This is a genomic window from Bacillus sp. AF62 (genome assembly GCF_050312695.1).
GTDB lineage: Bacteria > Bacillota > Bacilli > Bacillales > Bacillaceae_G > Bacillus_A > Bacillus_A cereus.
On record NZ_JBNPJZ010000201.1, the window covers coordinates 1 to 1,214 of the forward strand.

Genomic DNA, 1,214 nt, shown 5'->3' on the forward strand with positions numbered 1-1,214 from the left:
GGAACTCCAGGAACAGATGGAGTAACGGGTCCAACAGGAGCAACCGGAACTCCAGGAACAGATGGAGTAACGGGTCCAACGGGCCATACGGGTCCAGTAGAGATAAATAGTTTGCAGGTTAAATCTGGATCTGGCACAGTTAGTGCAGAGATGTCTTGGACGACAGTAGCGGGAGGAAATAATGGTGGTTCAGCTATCAGCCTAAATAATGATAATAAAGGTTTTACTTTAGCACCGAATAAAACTTACTATATAGTAATAAATATGGCAGGGAGTGCATCACCACAACCAGTTGTGCAATTTATGTTAGATAATAACCTTGTGGATGACGTTGGAGGAGCAAGTTTAACAACAGCACAAGCATTTGGAGCGAGTGTAGTATTTAAAACAGGCCCTAGTTCTAGTACGTTTGTAGTAAAAATGCAACATGCATTTACCAGTAGTGGTGCACATATGTCAATACTCGCAATGGGGTAATTGCATAAGTAATGCGGAAGAATCAAAACAATATGGTGTTGTTAGTATGTTTAAAAAGTGTATCCTCTTCCTCTCATTCTCGAATACGTTGCTTCAGTTCATTTGTTTTTTGCTATCAGAACGAAACATTCATTTCTGTATAATCTGGTGCTAATTTTTATCTTTTTCAACCAACAGTAGAGAGTATCCAATGAAGTTCTTCATTCTTGAGCAACAGCCTTTCCTGGTTGTGAAAAGTGATTTGGTGTTTAAGTCCTTTTTAGTAGCGTTTACTTGCCTAGATCAGAACAAGGTAATCGATAAAATCTGAGAAAGGGGGAAACGTCCTCTTTACGCATATATAGCTATTTAATACCTCCTATTTCTTTAGCTTTATAATACACACTTGGTACAAAAGAGCTATCCATTGTCTTTGCGGATGACTCTTTTGTTCCAGTGTCTTCTAACCAATTGTAAAAAATAATTGGTGTTTTTGTGTTATGTATATTAGAAGAGCCTGTATGATGTTTTTTAGGCATCCTAGATAACTTGATATTATCGCTGTAAACTTTCGTAAATAATGCTTGTACACTGTCTGTAAGAATACCATTGTTTTTTAAGAACCTATCAATTTTACTTAGCGCGTTGAATGCAAGGTGAAATAAGCTTTTATCACAATTACTACCCACACGTAATCCAATAATCGATGCGTTTGCTTTTAAAGTAGGATGATACGTTCCACCTTTGATTGTATGGTA

1 protein-coding gene and 1 pseudogene are annotated in these 1,214 nt (G+C 37.3%); one reads left to right on the forward strand and one right to left on the reverse strand.

Annotated elements, in window-relative coordinates; all coding sequences use genetic code 11:
• On the forward strand, positions 1–477 hold a 477-nt coding region (locus tag ACQRBL_RS32250), incomplete at its 5' end, for a collagen-like triple helix repeat-containing protein (RefSeq protein WP_427736412.1).
• A gap of 344 nt (positions 478–821) precedes the next feature.
• Here the strand turns inward: ACQRBL_RS32250 and ACQRBL_RS32255 are convergent.
• Positions 822–1,214, reverse strand: a pseudogene (locus tag ACQRBL_RS32255) (cytosolic protein); the annotation flags it as partial.